The following is a 6442-nucleotide window of genomic DNA, read 5'->3' as shown; positions in this document are numbered from 1 at the left end:
CTGTGTTTGCTCCCTGCCTGATGGCCAATACCACTGCGTGCTTCGCACTTGTGGTGGCATAGCCGCAAAACGGCTGTGCCACCGGGATGGCCAGGCAGATGCGCAAACTGTGTTTGCTCCCTGCCTGATGGCCAATACCACTGCGTGCTTCGCACTTGTGGTATAATGGTCACAACGCGGCTCCTGTATGGGGGACGGTCAGGCGGATCCACAGGCGCTGTCTGCCCCCCCTGTGGCCGAATTCCACTGCGCCCGCCGGGCCCGTGGGATCAGGGGGCTAAACGGCCACGGCGCTGCAGCGTTGTCGGCGCAAGCGAAACGCCATCCGCCGTCGAGAAGGAGGGATTGCCGTGCAGATTCAGCGGCTGTTTTCAGAGCTCTGCCTGCTTTTGCGGCGGGAGCGGGTCACCTGCGAGGAGATGGCCCGCCTCTACGAGGTGACGCCGCGGACCATCTACCGGGACATGGACGTCTTGAGCGGGGCGGGCATACCAGTCTATACCCAGCGGGGCCGGGGCGGCGGGGTGGCCCTGCTGCCGGGCTTTGCCCTGCCCCGCACCCTGCTGACCGGGGCCGAGCAGAGGGCAGTGCTGGCCGCCCTGCAGGGGGCGGCCGCCGCCGGGGCCGAAGGGGCCAGCGCCCTGGACAAGCTGTCGGCCCTCTTTGCCCGGGGGGAGGAGGAAGAGCGCTGGCTGGCGGTGGATTTCTCCCCCTGGGGCGGGGACAAGGGGGCGCAGAAGAGCTTTTACCTGCTCAAGGAGGCCATCCTGGGCCGGCGGGTGCTGGCCTTTCGCTATTACAGCGCCCGGGGAGAGGCCACCCAGCGGGAGGTGGAGCCCCGGCAGCTGGTCTTCAAGGGGCAGGCCTGGTACCTCTGGGCCTGGTGCCGCAAGCGGGGGGACTGGCGGTTTTTCAAGCTGCTGCGGATGGAGGGGGTGCGGGACACCGGCGAGCCCTTCACCCCCCGCGCCGCCCCGCCCGAACAGATCGAGGTGGGGCCGGACGGCTTTGGCCGCCCCGTCTCCCTGCGGCTGCGGTTTGCCCCTTCGGCCGCCTTCCGCCTGGCGGAGGAGTTCGCCCCCTCCCAGCTGCAGCGGCAGGCCGACGGCGGCGCGGTGGTGGAGCTGGATTTTCCCCAGGGGGAGTGGCTGTACAGCTACCTCCTCTCCTTTGGGGAGGGGTGCCTGGTGGAGTCCCCCGCCCCGGTGCGCCGGGAACTGGCCCGCCGGGCGGCCGCAGTGGCATCAGCCGCCGGGTGGGAGGGCGAAAAGAAAGAATGAACCCCGCTGCCCCGCAGGGGCAAAAAATCCCTCCCCATATCTGGGAAGGGATTCTGTGCGATCAGTAATCCTGGCGGCGGCGCTCGCTGCGCAGGGCCCGGCGGCGCTCGGCGGCCTGCCACTCCTGCTGTTCCTTCTCGCCCTCCACCAGGAGGGGGGGCACCGGGGCGGGATTTCCCTCTTTGTCCAGGGCGACCATCACCAGGTAGGCGGTGTTGATGAGCCGCCGCTGCCCGTCCAGGGACTCGACGAAGGTGTCCACCCGCACCTCCATCGAGGTGGTGCCGGTGTGGGTGACCCGGGAGATGAGAACCACCGTCTCCCCGGCGTAGGCGGCCGACTTGAACTGCAGGTTGTCGATGGCGGCGGTGGTGACGTCCCGGCCGCTGTGGCGGCGGGCGGCCACGGCAGCCGCCACGTCGATCCACTCCACCAGCACCCCGCCGAAGAGGCGGCCCGCGCCGTTGATGTGGCCGGACATGACGATGTTGGTCTGCTCGGAGCGGGAGAGGGACGAGGGTTTGGGGGTTCGGGGCATAAAAGCGCCCTCCTTTCGGTTGGCTGTATTTCAAACAGGTTTTAGTATACCACGTTTCAGGGGGATGAGGCGAAAAAATTTTGGCGGCAAAAAATTTACAGGGCGGTCACACAACCGGGCAAATCGGTGGTAAAATGAATCGGAAAAAGATGCGGGGGGCGAAGAGGATGAACAAGTCCAAGCGATGGGTGCAGGTGGGGGCGCTGGCCCTGGCGATCCTGCTGGGCCTGGGGGCCGTTGTGGGGGCCTGTATGCCCCTGTTTTTGGGCTGAGAAAAAAGCGAGAGAGAGGAGCCTCCGCGGGGGCTCTTTTTTTTTGCGGGACGGGCAGGGGTGCCGAGCGGGGGAGGTATCGGGAAGTGGCCCAGGGAGGGCGGGAAATGTGAAAATATGCTGTAATTTTGGCAATGTTAATAAAAAAGTATAGAATATTTATGTAGAAATGAGAGTGAAAAACAGTTGCTAAATATGGTAGTATAAATATAGGAAGGAAAATGTATCCTGTTAAAAAGGCAGCCAATGAAAGAATGGGCAAAAAATGAAACGGATGCTGTGTAAAGCAATTCCCACGGCGATTGCCCTGGCGGCGCTGATTGTCGGTACGACCTTTGCCGCAAGCACCAACACAGTGACCCTCGCAGCAAGGTCCGGACAAGAAGTATTTACCAACTATACGCCGGGAGCCACTTCTGCTTACGGAAGAGGAACTTGCTACGGGGGCGGCAGTGCGATGAATCTGCGCCTGTGGCGAACCGACATGAAGCCGGAGCGGTACATTTACTCCATTACAGTGAGCTCTGGCAGCACCAATGTGGAGACCCCTTCGGATCGGGCACCCTCGGAAAAGCCCAACTACAGGGTGAGCATCCGGGCCAACGCGCCCTCTACCTTTGCGGGGGGACACGGCTACTGCAACTACACGACCTACTAAAGCCCACCGCACAGCCCTATTCTCTGCAGAAGAGGGATCTTTGCCGATAAGTAACCACTGACTCTGCCGGGCGACGGGATACATGGACCTTTCTGTGAAATAACGAGAAAAGGGGAGGGCTGGATGAGACGCGTTTTAAAGGGGGAGTGGCGGGTTTTTACCCGCTCTCTCTATTTGCCGTTTTTGTTTTTGGCTGCCTGGGGATACTTAAATATTCATTTGGGGCGGCTGTTGGCGAAAGTTGACAAGGCGACGCCAGATACAGTCCTGTTTTTCTTGACAGAAGATCAGCGCCAGGGCTTTTTGAGCTTTTTTGTGTTTTTGTTCCTGGCTTTTGAATTTGGCAGCCGCCTGCGGGAGTCGAGAGCAGGGGAGTGGATGGCGGGAGCCCCCTCTTTTGCGGGAAAGGTGTTGGCGGCCAAGGTTCTGATTTTAGAGGGGCTGGTGGCTCTTTTCTCTTTGAACGTGCTGGGGTTTGACCTGTTTTGGATCCTGCGGGTAAAGACGGCTACCGGCCCTCTGGTTTGGCAGGCGCTGCGGGCGGGGTGTCTCAACTACCTATTGCCCGGGACGGTGGCGGTGCTGGGGGGGCTGGCCCTTTCCCAGCGGCTGAAGCGGGCATCTGGGTATGCCCTTTTGACGGGGCTGGTGGTCTTTGTCTCCCCCCTGCTGGACCCGTTTCTGAACGCCCTCTCCGCGGGGAGGTTGGAGATGGGACGGGGCAAGGATTTTTTCACCCTCTTTGCCCAGGGGCTGCTGTGGGTGCCCGACCCGCTGTACGGCCTGCCGGCGGAGTGGTGCCGGTTTTTGCTGGCGGGCTTCTGGCTGGTGTTGACCCTTTTTTCTCTCTGTCTGCCGCTGCTCAAAAAGCCGGGGCATCGGTGGGGGGCAATGGCAGTGGCGCTGGCCTGCTGCGCGGCCCTGCTGCCCACGTCCTTTATGAGGGTCGGCTCCTTTTCCAAGTACGGGGACGACCATCTGGCGCGCTCCTACGGTTTTTCCGAGGAGCTTTACCACTTTTACGAGAAAGAGGGGGCGGCGCAGAAAACAAAGCCCGCTGATTTTTCAGTTCAGCACTACGAGATGGATTTGCATTTTGGCGCCCAGCTAGAGGCTACAGTGAAGATGAACGTCGATGTGCCCTGTGAAGTGCTGTATTTTACCCTCAATCACCGCTATCGGGTCAAGGAAGTGACAGGCGCGGAAGGGACCCCGCTGCCCTATCAGCGCGAATCGGACTATCTGGCGGTGGAGGCGGGGGGGCAACAGGCCGTCAAGGTGGTCTATGCCGGTTTCGACACGGTGTTTTATGCCGGCCGGTCGGCGGTCTTGCTGCCGGGTTTTTTCGCCTTTTACCCCATTGCCGGGTACTGGCCCACCTATGACAGCAGCTATCAGGCCTACTTGCCGGTGCTGCCCACCGGGGAAAAGGAATTTTCCCTGCGCGTCCGGGGCAGGGAGGTAGCTTGCAACCTCCCCCAAACGGAAGAGGGGTTTGCCGGGCGGGCAGAGACGATTACCTTGCTGGGCGGGCTGGCCCAGCGTGGGGAGATTGACGGGATTCACCTCTACACCCTCCCTTTGCAAAATGGAAAAATGCAGATGAGCCGCGCGGAAATTGACCGGGAGCTGGCGGGGGCGAGCGCCCTTTTCGGCGCCGGCGCCCCAGCGCTGCCCGCCCATTTTTCCGGCTTTGAAATACCGGCGAACTTGATGCCGGCAAACAGAGAAATGATTTTTTTCTCCGACCATCTGCTTGCGGGAACGGCGCGGGTGGATCCGGAGCAGGCGGCGATTCAGTACCTGTACCGCACCCTGGACTTGCGGGATCACGACAAGCGCGTGGTCGCCCAAATCTACCTTTCCTATTTGACAGACGACGATTACCGGCACGATGTTCACTACGAGGAAGAGAGCAACCGCGGGTACCGCTACGAAGGGAACAAGGCGCGCTTTGTCTTCCCCCCCATGTTGGGACTGGCCATCGAGAGACAGGGGGAGGAGAAGGTGCAGAAAGAGATTATCCGCTATCTGCAAAACCCGGATGACCGGCGGGACGCCTACTCCTTTTTCTCCGATCTCGCCGGTTGGGATGAGGAGGTGAGCCGCGTTGAGGCGGAAATGGCGGCCAATGCGTAAGTTTTTCCCGCTTTTGGGGGGACTGCTGGCCATGGCGTTGGTGACGGGGCTTTTTGTGGGGACCAACATACGCTTTTACCTGATGCCCTCCCATGATATTTTGCTCTGGCTGGTAAAGAGCAAAGAGCACCAAGCGGGGGTGCTTTCCGATAAGCCCTGTGTTTTCGCCATGGACCCGGAGGCCCCGCGAAGCGACCACGGAGGGGTGGTTTTGTACCAGGAGGGGGGGTACGCAGTCCGGGTGGATCACTGCACCCCCACCGCCTATGCGCAGGGCGACCCGTTTGCCGCCGATGCGGGGCGGCAGATTGTCGGCAACTTTGCCTTTGTGGGGAAGCTGGAAGATGGGAGGCTGCAATTTCCCTGCCCGTTTCCCTTCCCGCCGCTGGGGGACTCCTTTTACCAGGAGCGGATGGTCCCCTTTGAGCCGGGGGTTGCCCTGCTGGGAAGGGCGGCGAGTTTTGGGACCTACGAAATGGATATGGGCCGGTGGATGGAAGTGCGGGTGGGGGAAGAGCAGACCGCCCCCGTCTGTATGAACATGTACCTACAGATGGAGGAAGGCCGACCTGTTTTGCACATGGAAATCTACTATTTTTCAGAAGAGACCCAATTCAATGAGTGGATTGCCCGGCCCCGTGCCAGAGAAGTGGAGTTGGTGTTTCACCAGCTGTACTACAACGGCTATCCAATTGATTCGATTATTGAGGGGGCGCTGACATGATTGCAGTATCTGGGCTCTCCAAGCGGTTTCAGAAAAAGTGGGCCCTTTCAGAGCTCAGCGTGGAGTTGGGGAAAGGCGTCTACGGCCTGTTGGGGCCCAACGGCTCGGGCAAGACCACCTTGATTCGGTGCATGATGGGGATTTACCGCCCCACGGCGGGCCATATCTTGCTGGATGGGCAGCCCGTTTCCCGCAAAAACAGCATGGCTGACCGTGCGGGATACCTGCCCCAGCAGTTTGGGGTGTACGGCGATTTGCGGGTGTACGAGGCGCTGGAATATATAGCGGCCGTGCGGGAGTTGCAGGTTGCCGGTTTGGATCGGGAGATTACCCGCTGCCTGGAGAAGGTGAATTTGCAGAGGCGAATCGACACCAAGGTGAAGACCCTGTCGGGGGGGATGCTCAGGCGGCTGGGGGTTGCCGCCGCCCTGTTGGGCGATCCGGAAATCCTCCTGTTTGACGAGCCCACCGTCGGGTTGGACCCGGAGGAGCGGATGCGATTCAAATCCATTGTGGAGGGCATGTGGGGGAAGAAGACCATCTTGCTGTCCACCCATATTTTGGCGGATGTAGAGGCGCTGTGCGACTTCATCGTCATTGTAAAGGAGGGGCGGGTGCTGCACAACCTGCCCCAGAAAGAGGTTCGCCACTTGGCGGACGGGCTGGTGTACGAGACCGCCCAGTTTCCAGAGGTGGGGGAACTGGTGGAGACCCAGGCGCTGGAGGGGGAGAAGCGGTACCGGGTGCTGTCTCGCCAAAAGCCGGCGGGAGGGGTGCTGGTGGAGCCCCGTACGGAGGATGGCTATCTGTGCGCCATAAAGGGGATATGAG

6 protein-coding genes are annotated in these 6442 nt (G+C 61.1%); 5 read left to right on the top strand and 1 reads right to left on the bottom strand.

Going from position 1 to position 6442, the window contains the following annotated elements:
• Window positions 1-350: 350 nt before the first annotated feature.
• Entirely contained in the window at window positions 351-1280 is a 930-nt protein-coding gene (locus tag HJY11_RS06870; RefSeq protein ID WP_208075249.1) for a helix-turn-helix transcriptional regulator, read from the top strand.
• A 61-nt stretch (window positions 1281-1341) separates the two neighbouring features.
• Here the strand turns inward: HJY11_RS06870 and HJY11_RS06865 are convergent, their stop codons facing one another.
• The gene (locus tag HJY11_RS06865; RefSeq protein WP_208075248.1) at window positions 1342-1818 is read right to left on the bottom strand and encodes an acyl-CoA thioesterase; all 477 of its coding nucleotides are present in this window, start codon (window positions 1816-1818) and stop codon (window positions 1342-1344) included.
• 729 nt (window positions 1819-2547) lie between these two features.
• Here HJY11_RS06865 and HJY11_RS06860 point away from each other — a divergent pair.
• From HJY11_RS06860 to HJY11_RS06845, 4 genes are all read left to right on the top strand, one after another.
• The gene (locus tag HJY11_RS06860) at window positions 2548-2748 is read left to right on the top strand and encodes a hypothetical protein (RefSeq protein WP_208075247.1); all 201 of its coding nucleotides are present in this window, start codon (window positions 2548-2550) and stop codon (window positions 2746-2748) included.
• Between the two features lie 378 nt (window positions 2749-3126).
• Window positions 3127-4887, top strand: a complete 1761-nt coding sequence (locus HJY11_RS06855) for a hypothetical protein (protein ID WP_208075246.1) — start codon at window positions 3127-3129, stop codon at window positions 4885-4887.
• Window positions 4880-5611 carry a hypothetical protein gene (locus tag HJY11_RS06850; protein ID WP_208075245.1) on the top strand — a complete coding sequence of 244 codons (732 nt, stop codon included), beginning with the start codon at window positions 4880-4882 and terminating at the stop codon, window positions 5609-5611. The genes HJY11_RS06855 and HJY11_RS06850 overlap by 8 nt, the downstream gene beginning before the upstream one ends.
• Complete coding sequence (locus HJY11_RS06845; protein WP_208075244.1) at window positions 5608-6441, top strand: ATP-binding cassette domain-containing protein; 834 nt, start codon at window positions 5608-5610, stop codon at window positions 6439-6441. The genes HJY11_RS06850 and HJY11_RS06845 overlap by 4 nt, the downstream gene beginning before the upstream one ends.
• The last annotated feature ends 1 nt before the right edge of the window (window position 6442 follow it).

Origin of the sequence: Bittarella massiliensis (ex Durand et al. 2017), assembly GCF_017566145.1 — a bacterium.
Classification (GTDB): domain Bacteria; phylum Bacillota; class Clostridia; order Oscillospirales; family Ruminococcaceae; genus Bittarella; species Bittarella massiliensis_A.
This window is presented reverse-complemented; position numbering and strand designations above follow the sequence as displayed.

Bases quoted from the DNA above. Each gene is read 5' to 3' on its own strand.
- HJY11_RS06860 (WP_208075247.1), top strand. From the start codon at position 2,548: ATGAATCTGCGCCTGTGGCGAACCGACATGAAGCCGGAGCGGTACATT.
- HJY11_RS06855 (WP_208075246.1), top strand. From the start codon at position 3,127: ATGGCGGGAGCCCCCTCTTTTGCGGGAAAGGTGTTGGCGGCCAAGGTT.
- HJY11_RS06845 (WP_208075244.1), top strand. From the start codon at position 5,608: ATGATTGCAGTATCTGGGCTCTCCAAGCGGTTTCAGAAAAAGTGGGCC.
- HJY11_RS06850 (WP_208075245.1), top strand. From the start codon at position 4,880: ATGCGTAAGTTTTTCCCGCTTTTGGGGGGACTGCTGGCCATGGCGTTG.
- HJY11_RS06865 (WP_208075248.1), bottom strand. From the start codon at position 1,818: ATGCCCCGAACCCCCAAACCCTCGTCCCTCTCCCGCTCCGAGCAGACC.